This window comes from Lysobacter korlensis (assembly GCF_042434515.1).
On record NZ_JBHLTG010000001.1, the window covers coordinates 1,527,975 to 1,541,382 of the forward strand.

The following is a 13,408-nucleotide window of genomic DNA, read 5'->3' on the forward strand; positions in this document are numbered from 1 at the left end:
CTACGGTCGCTGCATGGACTCCCGATCCCTTCCGCGCGCGACCGCCCTGGGCCTGTTCGCGCTGCTCGTCTCCGCCTGCGCCGTGACCGCCACGCGCCCGGGCGCCCCGATGTCTGCAAATGGAGTTGGCGTGTTCGACCCGGTACGCATCACCGAACATCGCAACGGCGACGACCTGCTGACTGGCGGCCTCGGGCTGGACGGCTTGCGTGCGATGACGCCACCCGCATTCGCCGACGCATCCGCGCCGACCCCGGCCGAGCTACGACGTCGCGCGCTCTGGAGCAACTGGCGCGGCATTGCCGACCTGTCGCCCGCAGGCGGATACGGCTCGCTCTACGGCAGCGTCGCAACCGTGCCGGGCCGCGAGTACCAGGCGTTCGCGACGCTCCCCGGCGCGCGGCACCCGCATCGCGTGCTGCTGCAGGCGCCCGATGGGTTCGACGCGAACAGGCGCTGCCTTGTGGTGGCGGCGTCGTCGGGTTCGCGCGGGATCTACGGTGCGATTTCGGTCGCCGGCGCTTGGGGCCTGCCCAAGGGTTGCGCGGTGGCCTACACCGACAAGGCCGCGGGCACCGACTACTTCGACCTCGCTGCGCGCGAGGGCGCGCGGTTGGATGGCACGCGTGGCGGCCCGGGCGAAACGCTTGCGTTCGAGCCCGACACCACGGCCGCTTCCGGTGTCGCGTTCAAGCATGCGCACTCACGTGACAACCCGGAGGCCGACTGGGGCCGCCACGTCAGGCAGGCCGCGGAGTTCGGGCTGCAGGCACTCGCGCAGGCCTATCCGCAGCAGGCGCCCTTCACGTTCGAGAACACCCGGGTCATCGCGGTCGGTATCTCGAATGGCGGCGGCGCTGTCCTGCGCGCGGCCGAGCTCGAAGGCGATTGGTTGGATGCGGTCGTGGCCGGCGAGCCGAACGTCTATGCGAATGCGGGCGGTGCGCGAACGCTGTACGACTTCGGCACCGAAGCCGCGCTGCTGATGCCATGCGCACTGTCGCATCTCGGGCTGCCCGCGTTGCCGGACATCGCGCAGCGCTGCGAGGCGGCTGCAAATGCCGGGCTTATCGAGGGGAATGATCTCCCGTCGTGGCAACGGTCCGCGTACGACAAGCTGCGCGCGCAGGGCTGGACCGATGACGCGTTACGAGGTGGCGCAGCCAGCGTCGGCTTCGGCCTGTGGCGTGCGGTCGCGGCAGCGTATGCCTCGGCCTACGGCCGCTTCGGGGTCGACGAACACCCCTGCGGCTATCGCTACGAAGTTCTCGGCACGGACGGCCCGCGCGCGGCAACACCGGCCGAGCGCGCCGCGTGGTGGAGCGATGGCAGCGGCATCCCGCCGGGCGGCGGGATCGCACTGGCCGAACCGCCCGGCGCGGCTTCGCCGATCGATGGCTTGGTATGCCTGCGTCAGCTGTGGACGGCCGACACGCCTGCCGCAATGCGCGTTCGCGAAGGCGTGGCCGCAACCGAGGCAGGGCTGCCACGCGCGGGCCTGCCGGTCATCGTGGTGCACGGCGTCGACGACGGGCTGATCCCGGCCGCGTTCACCAGCACTCCGTATGTCGCCAAGGCGCAGGCCGCCGGTCGCGACGTGCGCTACTGGCAGGTGCGCAACGCGCAGCACTTCGACGCGTTCCTCGGTCTGCCGCAGTTCGCGGAGCGCTACGTGCCGCTGCTGCCGTACGTTTACCACGCGCTCGACCACGCCTGGGCGGTGATCGAAGGGGAGGTGCTGCCGGCCGATGCGGTGATCGATACGAAGCCGCGTGCGAAAGAAGCAGCGCTCGGGCCGGAGAATCTCGCGCTACCGCGCTGAGGGGTTGTCGAGGCGGCGCGTGGTTCGGGAAGCGGCTCGTAATTCGTCCCGAAGCGGCCCGGTTCGGGCGCCGTACGAGGCCGGACAAAGCGGACGTCGCGCCAGCGGCAATAGCGCCGTATGAAATAGGCCGGCTGTAGCAGCCGCGCTCAGAGCGCAGCGTGCGCCGTAAACGAAAAACCCCGCCGAAGCGGGGTTTTGCTGGAATGGTGTTGGTGGAGCGGAGGGGGATCGAACCCCTGACCTTCGCGATGCGAACGCGACGCTCTCCCAGCTGAGCTACCGCCCCACGCGCGGTCCAAGTCTAGCGGCGTCGGATGATCGACGCTAGCCCTGGCGGTTGAGCAGCGGGCCAAGTACGGGCTCGAGTATGGTACGGCGCCAGCCGGCCAGTGCGTCCGGCCAGACGCCGTCGTCGAGCAGGCTCTCCAGCCAGCGTCGCGACGCGAGCAGCCCGTCAGGCAGGCCGAGTTCGCTGCCGCGTGCGGCAACCGCATCCTGCAGCTTGCGCAGGCGTTGCTTGTCACGTGCGTCCGCGGCTACGAACGGGGCGTCCGCTTCGTCGGCGACGGGAGTGGTGAGCGCCTGCCAGATCGCATCGCCGAGCTTGCGCGGTGCCTTGGGGTGCGATTCAAGCTGCTGCTGCAGGGCGGCGCGATCGGCCGGCGGTGTGCGTGCGAGTGCGACCGCGAGCTCGTTGTCGAGAATCCAGGTGCGCGGGCGGTCGGTCTCGCGAGCGTAGACGTCGCGCCAGCGCAGCAGCCGTGCAAGGCGCACCTGCGCATCGCGGTCGAGGAACTGCGCGCTGCGCATCGACAGGTGCGGCCAGCGCTCCGGTGCCTCGTTGCGCGCGTTGTGCACCGTGCGCGCGGCGTCTTCCTCGAGCCAGCCCCGCCGCCCGAGCTGCGCCAGCATCCCTTCGAGCGCGTCGTGCATTTCGAACAGGTGGCGCACGTCATCCGCCGCGTACTCGAGCTGGGCCGGTGACAGCGGCCTGCGCAGCCAGTCCGACCGCGTCTCGCCTTTCGCGAGCGTCACGCCGGTCAGTTGCTCTACAAGCTTCTGGTAGCCCAGGCCATTGCCGATACCGGCCAGCGCTGCTGCGAGCTGGGTGTCGAACAGCGGCTCGGGCAACACGCCGCAGGCCTGCTTGAACGTCACCAGATCCTCGCTGGGGCTGTGCATCACTTTGAGGATCGCCGTGTCCTCGAGCATCGGCGCGAGCGCTTCGGTCATGCCGGGCACGAGCGGGTCGACGAGCAGGATCGCAACCGTTCCGTCGGGTCGTTCGAACGAGATTTGCACCAGCGCGAGCTGCGGCCAGTAGGTGCGCTCGCGGATGAACTCGGTGTCCAGTCCGATCCGGGCAGGGCGCGCCGCAAGATGGTCCTTCAGCGCGGCGGGGTCGTTGATCCAGATCGGCACGGGCAGGAATGCTTGGGCGATGATGCGGAGGCGGGCGACAATAGCCTACTTTCCGTGCTCCCGCCGACACGGGCCGGCCGTCCAGGAGGATGTTTGCGCGCCATCGTTCTCGCAGTGTTCGCAGTGCTCGGCCTGGTGGCCGGTTGCTCGCGTGGGCCGGACCCGGAAGCGGATCCGAAGTCGCCCGCGCCGGCGACGGCTGCGCCTGCGCCGGCCGCACCCGCCGAGTCCGAAGAGCGTGCACCGTCGCGTCCGTGGGCAGCGCCCGATGTCGAAGTAACCGCGGACAACGCAGGCCAGCTACGCAAGCAGGCGATGGCGGCGCTGGAGGAGGGGCGGCTGTTCGAGGATGCCGGTTCGGCCGTGCCGATTTTCCTTGCGCTGCGCGAGTCCGCCCCTGACGACAAAGCGGTGACAGGCGCGCTGGAAAAGGCGCTTGCGGCGTTGATCGAGCGTGGCGAAGCCGCGCTGGCTGGAATCGACGAAGACCCAGAGTCGCTGGAGCGCGCCCGCGAAATAGCGGCGGTCGCGCGACAAATCGCCCCGGAGGATGCCCGGGTCGTCAAGCTTTCAGAGGGTGTGGCGCGTGCCGAGGCCGCGTTGAAGGCGAACCTCGCCGGCGAGCGCGAACTCGAAGCGGGCCGCATCGGCGAGGACGGGGGCGGCGCGATTGCGGCGTTCCGCGAAGCGCTGGAGGCCCGCGAAGGTGATGCACGCGCACTGCAGGGGCTCGCGGCGGCCGAGAGCGCGCTGATCCGCCGCGCCGAAGCGGCAGCCGATGCGGACGATTACGCGACTGCCGAGCGGTGGCTGGGTCTGGCGGAGAAGGTGCGACCGGATTTCGCGACCGTCGAGGATGCGCGGGCACGGCTGGCGGCGCTGCGTGCCGCGCGGATTCGCGCGCTGCGCGACCAGGGCATCGCCGCGCTCGCCACCGAGGACGGCATCGATGTCGCGCGCAAGCACCTCGCCGCGCTGCTGCGCATCGCGCCGGTTGGCGACGAGGCCACGGCCGAGCTGCGCGACCGGATCAATCTTGCGGTGCACTACGGGTTGTTCCGCCCGGGGCAGGTGTTCACCGATGCGCTGGTCAGCAGCGGCGGCCGTGGTCCGCAGATGGTCGTGGTGCCGCACGGGGCATTTCGCATGGGCTCGCCAGCCGGCGAACCTGGCGGAACCGACGCCGAGCGGCCGGTGCGCCCAGTGCGCTTCGACCGTGGTTTCGCGATGTCGCGTACCGAAGTGACCGTCGGCGAGTTCCGTCGCTTCGTCAACGCGACCGGCCACCAGACGCGTGCCGAGCGGCGCGGCTATTCGATCGCCTACGACGAGCGCGCCGGCAACCTGGTGCGACGCAGCGGCGTCGACTGGCAGTCCGATTACGCGGGCCGGCGTGCGTCCGACGACCTGCCCGTCGTGCACGTCAGCGCAAAGGACGCGACCGCATACGCGGAATGGCTGTCCGCGCAGACCGGGCACGAGTACCGGTTGCCCAGCGAAGCCGAGTTCGAATACGCGCTGCGCGCAGGAAGCACCGGTGTTTTTCCGTGGGGCGACGGTGCGCCGCCGCCGAGGTCCGGCAACTACACCGGCGCGCTCGACGAGTCGCCGAGTGGGCGAGGGTGGCGCAATGCGTTCGCCGGCTATGGGGACGATGCCTGGGGGCCGGCCGCGGTCGGCCGCTACGTCCCGAATCGATATGGCCTTCACGATATGGCCGGCAATGTCGCCGAGTGGGTCGCGGACTGCTGGCATGACAGCTACCGACGCGCGCCGCGCGGTGGCGAGGCCTGGTTCAACCCCGGTTGCCGCATGCGCGTCGTGCGAGGCGGCTCCTGGGCCAGCTCGCCGGCGCAGACGCGCTCGGCCTGGCGGCAGGCCAGCGAGGCCGACACCACGAACGCGCGTATCGGCTTCCGTGTGGTGCGCGAAATCTGACGTCAGGCGGGCGTGATCGATCGAACTCGCCGCAGCTGGAGGAGCGGTGGATGAGGGTTGATCCGATGAGGGGCGCGCGCCGCGCCGGACGCCGCGGCCCGGGGCTGGGCGGCCGGGGGGTTGGCGGGATCCGCTGGTGGGTGCTGTTGCTGTTTGCCGGCTACGCGGCCTGGAACTGGTTTGGCAGTGCCGAGACCGACCCCTACACCGGCGAAACCGCGCACTACGGTGCAAGCCCGACCGAAGAAGTGCAGCTGGGCGCGCAGGCCTACCAGCAGGTGCTCAGCGATGCGAGTGCGCAGGGTGCGTTGCTGCCCGCCGATGCGCAGGTGAGCCGACAGGTGCGGGAGATCGCGGAGCGGCTGATCGCGAAGGTGCCCGAGGTCACCGCCGATCTGGCCGCGATGAACCAGCAGCAGGCGCCGACGACCTACGAGAACTTCGAATGGGACGCGGCGGTGATCCAGTCCGACGACGCGAATGCGTTCGTGCTGCCCGGCGGCAAGATCGCCGTGTACACGGGGCTGCTGCCGGTCGCCGAAAACCAGGACGCGCTGGCCGCGATTCTGGGTCATGAAATCGCCCATGCACTGCTGCGCCACGGGTCGCAGCGGATGGCGCAGCAGAAGCTGGTGCAGATGGGTCAGCTTGCGGCCGGCATGGCGTTTGGTGGGATGGATCCGGGCCAGCAGCAGGCGGTCATGGCTGCGCTCGGCGCTGGCGCGCAGTACGGGTTCATTCTTCCGTACGGGCGCAACCACGAGACCCAGGCGGACCGGATCGGGCTGATGCTGGCCGCGGCCGCCTGCTTCGACCCGCGCGAAGCCGTGCCGCTGTGGGCGCGCATGTCGCAGCTCGGCGGCGGCGAGCGCCCGCCGGAGTTCGCATCGACGCATCCGGACCCTGCGAACCGGCAGGAAACACTGCGTGCGCTGATGCCGCAGGCGATGGAGTTCTACCGCAAGTACTGCCCGGACCGGCCACCGCTCAGCTGAGTGCGTGATGAGGTCGGCGGCCGATGAAGTGATCTGTCGCGGCGGTGCGGCTGCGGCGCGGGCGCTGTTGATCGGGCACTCCGGCGTACGCGCGCGGCTGGGCTGATCATGTGTCCGGTCGACCTGCGCGACCCCGCCGGCGGCACCGCGAGCCGCGGCCCGTCGTTCCTCTACATCGCGCCCTGTGCATACGAGGATCTGCTCAAGCTCGGCTTCTCACGTGATCCGCTCGAGCGCTTGCGCTCGCTGCACCCCAGGTTCCACGAGGTGTTCGACCTCGACCGCACGATGCTGGTCGGCACCGAAACCGTGCGCGACGCCCGCGCGCTGGAGCTCAAGCTGCGCCGCCGCCTGGTCGAATACAACGCGCCGGCGCCGTTGGTGATGCGCGCCGAGGCCGGCGGCGGCACGGAGTGGTATCGCGGTGCTTACGGTGTGCTCGAAGACGCGGTGGCCGGCTTCGCAACCGAGGGCTATCCGGTGCACCGGTCGGCAGGTGCCTGGATGCGCCACGCGCTGGAGCAACGCGCACCGCTGCTGTACTCGTGGACACAGTCAAGGCTTTCGGTGGATGAGCTCGATGGCACGGGCAGCGAGCCCGTCGCGCGTCGCGTCGTGCTCGACACGCTCGACAGCTTTGCCGCGCTGGGAATCGACCTCGAGCCCTGGCTGTCGCCTGATGTGATGGCGTGGTACCGCAGGCTCGGTCGCTAGCGATTTGCGGCGTCACCAGCACCGTTCGGCGCACGGGCTGGCGGTGATCAGCGCTTCTTCGTGCTGGCGGGCTTTTTCGCTGGTGGGCGCGCAGCGGGTTTCGATGCGACCTTTGCTGCGCTTTTCCGTGTGGGCTTGCGAGTCGGCGGCGCTGCAACGCGCTTGGAAGCCGCCTTCCGCATGGCGCCGGTCTTCGACACCGCTGCTGCCCGGCCTGTCTTCTTCGCGGCGACTTTTCTCGCGGCTGATTTGCGCGAGGCGGGAGCGGCCTTGGCGCCTGTGTTCGCGCTTGCCCGTTTTGCGGCGGTTTTCCTCGTGACCGTCTTCTCGGCGGCTGCCTTCCTCACAACCATCTTCTTCACGATCGCCTTCTTTACCACCGTTTTCCTAGCCGCCGTCTTCTTAGTGGCTGCTTTCTTGGTGGCGGTCTTCGTGCCAACAGTCTTCTTTGTGGCTGGCTTGCTGCCCGCGCGGGTAGCCGCCGGCGTGGCTGTCTTCGTCGCCGCAGGCCGTTGTGTTTCCGCAGGCTCGCGGTCGTCCACGGCGCCGCTCCCAGCCGCAGGCCTCAGCCTGACCCAGGTCGGTGCGTGGTCACTCGGGCTCGGCCGGTCACGCACCCACCGGTCCACGTCGGCGTCGATCAGGCGCGACGCCAGCCCGTTGCCCAGCAGCAGGTGATCGATGCGCAGGCCGGCATTTCGTGGCCAGTGGTCGCGGAAATAGTCCCAGAACGTGTAGATGCGCTCGTCCGGATGGGCGGCGCGGAGCGCGTCGATCCAGCCCTGCGCGAGCAATCGCGAATAGCAGTCGCGGCTTTCGGGTTGCAGCAACGCATCCTTGCGCCATGAGCGCGGGTTGTAGATGTCCTCGTCGGTGGGCACGACGTTGAAGTCGCCCGCGAGCACCACCGGCTCGCCACTGGCCAGCAGGTGCGATGCGTGTTCGATCAGTCGCTCGAACCAGGCGAGCTTGTAATCGAACTTCGGGCCCGGCTGCGGATTGCCGTTCGGCAGGTAGAGGCAGCCGACGACGAGCCCGTGCACCTCGGCTTCCAGGTAACGGCTCTGTTCGTCGCCCTCGTCGCCGGGCAGGCCGCGCCGGCGCTCGACGGGCTGCGCGCCGCGCGCGAGGATCGCCACACCGTTCCACGAACGCTGCCCATGCCAGAGCGCGCCATAGCCCGCGTCGTGGATGTCCTCGACGGGGAAGGCCTCGTCGGCGGCTTTGAGTTCCTGTAGACAGGCGACGTCGGGTTGTTCGCGGGCCAGCCATTCGAGCAGGGCCGGCAGGCGCGGCCGGATACCGTTGACGTTGTAGGTGGCAACCTTGAGCGCGGCGGGATCTGGCACGGCAGCGACTCGCGTGAGGTGCGGCCATGCTGTGGCAGCGATTGTCCATGGACGGTGAGCGGTCCCCGCGCGCTCAATCGTGTAGCTCATCCATGGCGAGTAGCGAACGGTTCAGCTAGACGGCCCGGATGGCGACGCAAACGGCGCGGCTGAGCGTGCATCGTTCCATCCTTCGACCCTAGTGCTCACATGCGCTTGACCTTGGGCGACTAGCATCGTGCTCTGATCTGGTTGGTAACGGCGCATGCAACCCACCGCAGGGCCCAGCTCTCGTGAATCCCGGTCGTGGGTGTCGGCATCGCGCGGAACAAGCGAGTTTCTCCGTCTGCGCAACGTCGTGGACGCGCTCGTTCGCACGGCCGAGCACTCCGGAACGACCGCTTCGCTGCTGGATGAAGCACTCAATACCGTAATGGACCTGACCCGTGCCACCGGCGCGGTCGTCCTGCTGAGCGAGGCAGGCAAGGGCCTTGCGGTCGCGTCGGTCAAGGGGCAGATGACGCAGGTCGATCGCTCCGCGTTCAACGCGGGCCAGACGCTTGCGCGTGCATGCCTCGAGTCGCACTCGGTGCTGCACAGCGACGCCACGCATGACGAGCCACGCATCCACGGCCCGGCCTGCCATCGGGCCAAGCTGCGCTCGCTGATCGCCACGCCTTTGCGTTACGGCGACGACGTGCTCGGCGTGCTCGAGGTGTGCTCGAGCGTCACGCACGCGTTCGACACCATCGATGCGCAGGCGGTGTCGCTGCTGGGCAATACGATGGGCGGCGCGCTCGGGCGGCAGATGGCGCTGGACGACAATGCGCGGCTGCTCGCGCGTCTCGAGGAGGCGCTGCACGTCACGCAGGCGACGGCCCGTCGTTACAAGGACGCGGCGCTGTATGACGCGCTGACCGGCCTGCCGAACCGTGCGTTCTTCGAGAGCCAGCTCAAGGAGGCCTGTCGTACGCACGAAGGCCACAGCAATCGCTTTGCAGTGATGTTCATCGACCTTGACGGGTTCAAGCCGATCAACGACACACATGGCCATGCGACCGGCGACGCGGTTCTGCGCGAAGTCGGCAGCGTGCTGCAGGAATGCGTGCGCGATACCGACCTGGTCGGACGACTGGGTGGTGACGAATTCGTACTGCTGCTCTCGCCGTTGCGCGATGCGCAGAACGACGTGCAGCTGATCGCGGCGGCCATCAAGCAGTCACTTGAAAAGCCGCGCGTGATCGACGGCATCACGTTCGAGATCCGCGGCAGTATCGGCTGGGTCGTGCATGACGGCCACGACGCGCAGAGCATGCTGGCTGCGGCCGACGCGGCGATGTACCGCAACAAGAAAGCCGGGCGCAGCTAGCCCGGCGCGTCATTGGGGAAGCTGGCCGGCAACGTCGTGCCGGCTCAGTGACGCTGGGAGCGCTCCTGCGACATTCGGGCGCGCACGTTGCCTTCCACGCTGCGCCCCATCGCCATCGGCGCATGCAGATTGCCGCGCGTGACCGGCGCCGGGGGCGCGTCCTCCATCTGGATACGATGGGTGACCTCGCCCGTGACGGCCTCGGTAAGCCAGGGCGCCAGTTGCTGACCGAGCGACGCCGCCTGCGCGGGCAGGCCGACATTCACCTCGTCGCGTGGCGACTCGATGGTGCGAATGACGGCGCCCACGACCTCCTGCGCGTCGGTGATCGGATACGGCTGCAGCGTGTGCCCGGTGTAGTTCGCGGCGTGCTCGTAGAACGTCGTGTCCGCCGCCATGGGCAGGATCGCGCAGACGTGGATGCCGTCTTCGCGATGCGCGCGAAGCTCCTGCCGCAGCGAGGCACACAGGCCGACGATGCCGTACTTGCTCGCGCAATACGACGAGAAGTAGGGGGCCGGTGTGTGGCCCAGCATCGAAGCCATGTTGATCAGCGTGCCGAAGCGTTGGCTGCGGAAGCGGCCGAGCGCGACATGGCTGCCCGCGAGTGTGCCGGCGAGATTCGTCTGCAGCACCTGCAGATGGTCTTCGAGCGGGATCTCGTCGAAGCGGCCGAGTGCGGCCACGCCCGCGTTGTTGATCCACACGTCGATGCGGTTGAAGCGGGCGACCGCCGCGCGCGCGAGTTTTTCGACGTCGTCGGGGTTGCTGACGTCGGTATGCACCGCCATCGCGTTTCCGCACTGCTCGGCCAGCGCGTCGAGCAGGTCCTCGCGACGCGCCGCGAGCACGAGGTTGGCGCCGCGCCTGGCGAGCTCCAGCGCGATGCCCCGCCCGAAGCCGCTCGAGGCGCCGGTAATGACGACGGTCTGGCCTTTCATTGCGCACTCTCCATCGATGGCAGGCGTGCCCTGCCGGTCGCAGAGCGCGTCGATGCTGTGCCTGCCGCCGTTTGGCGGCGGTGAATCCTCTTGCCATCCGGCCACGACCTCGTGTTCACCCGCACTTGCCTATCAGTGCAGTCTCGCCGCGCGGCCAGACGCCCCGGTTCCACCCTCCAGGAGGTTTTCCGATGAAGACGAAACTGCTCGCGCTTGGCGTGACAGCCTCGCTGCTCATGGCAGCGGGTTGCAACCGCGACGCGGCCGACGCCGAGGTCGCCAGCGCCGGCCCTACCGTGGTCACCACTCCGAACGAGGCGGCCTCGCAGGCGCCTGAGGCGATGCCGCAGACGATGGCGCAGACGCCTGCCAACACGACGGCCGGGACCGGCATGCCCGATGCGCCCGCAACGGGCAACACCCTCGTCATAAGCGCGACGCCGGGGCCGAACGGAGGCACCTACCTCGCCGACAGCGCAGGCCAGGCGGTCTACACCCTCGAAGGAGATCGGGACGGCAGCAAGTGCACTGGCGCCTGCCTGAGCGTGTGGCCGCCGCTGCTGGTCGGCGAAACCCAGCCGACTGCCGGTCCGAACATCGATCCGTCGAAGGTAGCCAGCATCAAACGGCCGGATGGTTCGATGCAGGTGACCTTCAACAACCGTCCGCTCTACCGCTACGCGGCGGACCAGGGGCAGGGGCGCACGTCAGGGCATGACGTCAAGGACCAGACCGGTCACTGGTATCTGCTGACGGCTCAGGGCGAAAAATACAGCGGCGATGCCGCTGCAAAGGCCGGTGCGCCCGCGGCAGGGCAGGGCGGCTGAGTCCGCCCATCGCCCGGGTGTGATTGGTGGTGGCCCGCGCGTCGGGCCGCCGCCTCAGGGGCGGGCGATGGTAACGACCTGACGGCCAGATACCTGTTCCACCGTGCGGCTCGTGAACTGCCGGGTGCGACCGCGCTGTTCCTCTCCCTGTTCGAAGCGAACCGTCTCCGGAATGACGATCCGGAAATCAAGGCTGGCGCTCGCTTGGCGGGGCCCGGTTTCGGCGGCGCTGGTCGTGCTTGCCAGCACGGACGGAGCACTGATCGCGAGCAGCGTTGCAGCCAGCGCAGTCAGGCCTGCGCGGACGCGCCGGGCGTTCCCTGCGGGTGCGGAGGGGCTACCTGAAGCCCGTGCCATGGCAGCCGTGTGGTTCATTCGCCTCGCCTCTGCCGTTGCCGTGATGTACAGACTCCGGATAAAGGCAATATGCATCCGTGCGTAAGCACGCAATTTTGTTTACGTTAATTGGCCGTTTTATTTACGAAATCGGCGATAACGCCGGATTGTCGACTTTGCCTGCTCTCCGTCCCAATGGCCGTCAAAGCGCGGCGTCGGGCCTATGGCGCTGCGCCGGAAAGCAGGCGCTCGGGCGTGGCAGCAGCCTGGCTTGGCGACGGCAGCGCGCGCCGATCCAAGGCGGCAATGCGGACCGCGGACTCAGCCGCCCGCGGCACGGCCCGGCTTCTGGCCGGCGTCGCCTTCTGCCGAGGGGCCCTGCACGACGGTCTCGCCGATCGTCGGCCGCGCCGCATCCCGGCCCACCTCCCTCGCGATCGAGGCAAGCGTGCCTGCGGCAATCAGCGAAAGCGACGCCGCGTGCTCGGCCATCGCAAGGCTGTCACCTGCACGCAGCATCGGCACCTGCGTGCCGGCCACACGTTCGATATGCGCGTCGACCCCAGTGTCGAATGCGGAGTCCACCTCCGGATCCACGTCGCGGATGTAGATCGCCGCGATGCGGTCACCGAAGCGCTGAGCGGCTTCCGCGTAGAGCTCGGCGTCGGCCTGGCCCGAATCGCCAAGCAATACCCAGCGCAACTGCGGGAAGCGCTCGATCAGCTGGCTGGCGCGCTCCAGCTTGTGTCCGTGCCCCGGCGTCTTGATGAACTTGCCGGTGTCCAGACCCAGGTCGCGCAGGAAGATCGGTCCCGCCGGGATCGCGTTGAGCTCCATGAAATCCTCGAGCAGGTCGTAGAGGTTCCATGGCGAACTCGACACGTAGAAGATCGGGGTGCGCGTGGCGCCGTCCGGCCCCGCCTGCAGCGCCTGGTAGAACCGGGCGACGCCCGCCAGCGGCTTGCGGGTGCGCGCGTTGTGCAGGAACGTCAGCTGCGCTGCGGTTTTCCAGTCGGTGACGCCGCTGTGCAGCACGGTGTCGTCGATGTCGGAGATCACTCCGATGCCCGGCCCGTCAGCTACCTGCAGCACCGGCTGCGGTGTCGTCAGCGTGCCGTCGGTAAGCGAGACGACCGCGTTTTCCCACAGCTCGTCACTGGGCGTCGCCCCGGTTTCGAACGTTGCGGTGTAATAACCCTCGCTGTCGCTGCGCACGTCGAGCTGCGCGCCGCGGAACTGCAGGCGCAGTGGCACATCGGGGACCTCGTCGCTCTCGAAGCGCCGGTACGTGTTGAGCAGGTTGTCCCACCACTTGTCGTCATCGCCGGGGCCGCCAAGCGGCTTTTCCGACATCACGCGCCCGAACAGCTCCACACCGCGCGAATCCGCGAAGCCGCGGTAGGCGGCGATGTGCTTCGGCCGGTTGCGGCCCAGGCGGCGGTTGATGCGGCGCCATGCGGAGTCGACGTGGTCGTCGACGTCGATCGCGATGTTCTGAAGGTGGCCTCGCAGTTGCGTGGGCCAGCGGCTTGAGGTCGGCTTGGAGTCCATGCGTCCATCGGCGGTGGCGATGGGCCGATCGTCCCAGTGGGGCCGCGAACATGATGTCGTGATCGGGCTGCTCCGCGCCGCCGGCGGCAAATCCGGGTCCTCGATGCGAGCGCTCCGGTCGCGCTTGGGAGCGCCGGCACGCGCGGTCGGACAGACCAAGCA

General features: G+C 68.8%; 10 protein-coding genes, 1 tRNA gene and 1 pseudogene. 6 read left to right on the plus strand and 6 right to left on the minus strand.

The genetic code is table 11. From position 1 onward, the window contains the following. The first annotated feature begins 13 nt into the window (after positions 1–13). The gene (locus ACFFGH_RS07150) at positions 14–1,822 is read left to right on the plus strand and encodes a 3-hydroxybutyrate oligomer hydrolase family protein (RefSeq protein ID WP_386666367.1); all 1,809 of its coding nucleotides are present in this window, start codon (positions 14–16) and stop codon (positions 1,820–1,822) included. 213 nt (positions 1,823–2,035) lie between these two features. Here the strand turns inward: ACFFGH_RS07150 and ACFFGH_RS07155 are convergent. Both ACFFGH_RS07155 and rnd read right to left on the minus strand, forming a co-directional pair. Beyond that, positions 2,036–2,111, minus strand: a tRNA-Ala gene (locus tag ACFFGH_RS07155). A gap of 38 nt (positions 2,112–2,149) precedes the next feature. Continuing rightward, positions 2,150–3,247, minus strand: coding sequence for a ribonuclease D (gene rnd, locus ACFFGH_RS07160; RefSeq protein ID WP_386666370.1), 1,098 nt, complete (start codon positions 3,245–3,247; stop codon positions 2,150–2,152). Between the two features lie 93 nt (positions 3,248–3,340). On the opposite strand from rnd, the gene ACFFGH_RS07165 reads away from it, so the two are divergent. From ACFFGH_RS07165 to ACFFGH_RS07175, 3 genes are all read left to right on the plus strand, one after another. Next, complete coding sequence (locus ACFFGH_RS07165; protein ID WP_386666372.1) at positions 3,341–5,185, plus strand: formylglycine-generating enzyme family protein; 1,845 nt, start codon at positions 3,341–3,343, stop codon at positions 5,183–5,185. Positions 5,186–5,235: 50 nt separating this feature from the next. After that, positions 5,236–6,180, plus strand: a complete 945-nt coding sequence (locus ACFFGH_RS07170; RefSeq protein ID WP_386666375.1) for a M48 family metallopeptidase — start codon at positions 5,236–5,238, stop codon at positions 6,178–6,180. A gap of 108 nt (positions 6,181–6,288) precedes the next feature. Continuing rightward, positions 6,289–6,894: a GIY-YIG nuclease family protein gene (locus ACFFGH_RS07175; protein ID WP_386666377.1), complete on the plus strand. Its 606-nt coding sequence runs from the start codon at positions 6,289–6,291 to the stop codon at positions 6,892–6,894. A 356-nt stretch (positions 6,895–7,250) separates the two neighbouring features. Here ACFFGH_RS07175 and xth read toward each other — a convergent pair. Next, a pseudogene (xth, locus tag ACFFGH_RS07180) lies at positions 7,251–8,243 on the minus strand (exodeoxyribonuclease III); the annotation flags it as partial. A gap of 337 nt (positions 8,244–8,580) precedes the next feature. Here xth and ACFFGH_RS07185 point away from each other — a divergent pair. Beyond that, the gene (locus ACFFGH_RS07185) at positions 8,581–9,591 is read left to right on the plus strand and encodes a diguanylate cyclase domain-containing protein (protein ID WP_386666382.1); all 1,011 of its coding nucleotides are present in this window, start codon (positions 8,581–8,583) and stop codon (positions 9,589–9,591) included. Between the two features lie 44 nt (positions 9,592–9,635). On the opposite strand, the gene ACFFGH_RS07190 is transcribed toward ACFFGH_RS07185, so the two are convergent. Beyond that, positions 9,636–10,532 carry an SDR family NAD(P)-dependent oxidoreductase gene (locus ACFFGH_RS07190; RefSeq protein WP_386666384.1) on the minus strand — a complete coding sequence of 299 codons (897 nt, stop codon included), beginning with the start codon at positions 10,530–10,532 and terminating at the stop codon, positions 9,636–9,638. A 191-nt stretch (positions 10,533–10,723) separates the two neighbouring features. Here ACFFGH_RS07190 and ACFFGH_RS07195 point away from each other — a divergent pair, with 191 nt between their 5' ends. Continuing rightward, positions 10,724–11,359 carry a COG4315 family predicted lipoprotein gene (locus ACFFGH_RS07195; protein ID WP_386666386.1) on the plus strand — a complete coding sequence of 212 codons (636 nt, stop codon included), beginning with the start codon at positions 10,724–10,726 and terminating at the stop codon, positions 11,357–11,359. A 54-nt stretch (positions 11,360–11,413) separates the two neighbouring features. On the opposite strand, the gene ACFFGH_RS07200 is transcribed toward ACFFGH_RS07195, so the two are convergent. Next, the gene (locus ACFFGH_RS07200; protein WP_386666388.1) at positions 11,414–11,734 is read right to left on the minus strand and encodes a hypothetical protein; all 321 of its coding nucleotides are present in this window, start codon (positions 11,732–11,734) and stop codon (positions 11,414–11,416) included. A gap of 282 nt (positions 11,735–12,016) precedes the next feature. Beyond that, a complete protein-coding gene (locus ACFFGH_RS07205; RefSeq protein WP_386666391.1) occupies positions 12,017–13,246 on the minus strand; it encodes an App1 family protein phosphatidate phosphatase in 1,230 nt (409 codons plus the stop codon). Between the last annotated feature and the right edge of the window lie 162 nt (positions 13,247–13,408).

Excerpts from the sequence above, each read along its gene's own strand:
- ACFFGH_RS07150 (WP_386666367.1), top strand. The coding sequence starts at position 14 with ATGGACTCCCGATCCCTTCCGCGCGCGACCGCCCTGGGCCTGTTCGCG.
- ACFFGH_RS07170 (WP_386666375.1), top strand. The coding sequence starts at position 5,236 with ATGAGGGTTGATCCGATGAGGGGCGCGCGCCGCGCCGGACGCCGCGGC.
- ACFFGH_RS07175 (WP_386666377.1), top strand. The coding sequence starts at position 6,289 with ATGTGTCCGGTCGACCTGCGCGACCCCGCCGGCGGCACCGCGAGCCGC.
- ACFFGH_RS07190 (WP_386666384.1), bottom strand. The coding sequence starts at position 10,532 with ATGAAAGGCCAGACCGTCGTCATTACCGGCGCCTCGAGCGGCTTCGGG.
- ACFFGH_RS07195 (WP_386666386.1), top strand. The coding sequence starts at position 10,724 with ATGAAGACGAAACTGCTCGCGCTTGGCGTGACAGCCTCGCTGCTCATG.
- ACFFGH_RS07200 (WP_386666388.1), bottom strand. The coding sequence starts at position 11,734 with ATGAACCACACGGCTGCCATGGCACGGGCTTCAGGTAGCCCCTCCGCA.
- ACFFGH_RS07205 (WP_386666391.1), bottom strand. The coding sequence starts at position 13,246 with ATGGACTCCAAGCCGACCTCAAGCCGCTGGCCCACGCAACTGCGAGGC.